This window comes from Bartonella sp. AA86SXKL (assembly GCF_042196885.1).
The window spans coordinates 1-955 of record NZ_JBHIRE010000172.1 but is presented as its reverse complement, the minus strand read 5'-3'; the positions used below and the strand labels follow the sequence as shown (position 1 = coordinate 955).

The window sequence follows — 955 nt, the reverse complement described above, 5'->3', positions numbered from 1 at the left end:
GAGGAAGAAGAAAATTCCTTCGAGGTTTTCCTTCTCTTTCCACTTTTGTTATCGCATTGGTGTCTCAAATATTTGGACGCTGTGTCTCAAGATTGAACTCCGCTTGTACAAGACTTTCGGAAAGTGTTTTGTCTTTTTAAGGCATGTTTGCTGTTTTCAAAAGGTTCTGATTGTATTGATCGAGGAGGGCATTGGAGTTTAACATGTATTGTGGCTACAATTATACGGATTAACTTATGATATGTTCGTGATTATCTTTATTCTTTAGCACTTTTGCGTTCTGTGTATAAAAATTATGACATTACTTGAAATGGGAGCTTTTACACGGTTTAAGCTTTTTTGAAGCGTTTTACTGAAATATGAATTCTTCTCTTTATTCTGTTACGAGAAGCTATCGTTTCAAAGGCTTTTACTTTTGCTCTTTTGATGTTGATGGAAACAGCACGATAGTATTCTTGAGTTTAAGATGTTTGCGTATATAAGGTTAAGTTTGTCCCTCAAGGCTTTTTGATATGCAGCAGATTCATCATGATTAATAACAGCAGAAATGCTGTTAACGCTCAATGCATATATGATTTAGGCTCTCTTCTAATTGTTTGATTGAAATATGGCTGCTATCCAAGCATCGCAATAGAATTCTCCATTCTAAGGTTATTTGCATTTGCCGTGGAGTTATTCGTGTAATTTACTTGCAAAAAGGGAATGAAGATTTGTGCGTTTGATAATTGAGATCAGAATTTCTGTTTAGAGTGAAGTTAAAATGAGAAAAAACAAAGCACAAGCAGAGATAGATAATACTAAATTCTTTTTATATATCGAAATGCTTCTTCATATATTTTTCTTTTTTGATAAAAATATACGCTTGATACATCACGTTTTTTGCAATGCACAAAAACAAGCAACGCTGCTTACATTTCAGCGTTGCTTAGATTTCAAAAAGAAAGATCAAAGACTC

Annotated in this window: 1 protein-coding gene; it reads left to right on the top strand. The window is 33.6% G+C overall.

Annotated features, from left to right (window positions below; all coding sequences use genetic code 11):
* Positions 1–760: 760 nt before the first annotated feature.
* Positions 761–955 (top strand): hypothetical protein (locus tag ACFIO5_RS10790; RefSeq protein ID WP_289832575.1); only part of this gene is annotated, 195 nt, incomplete at its 3' end.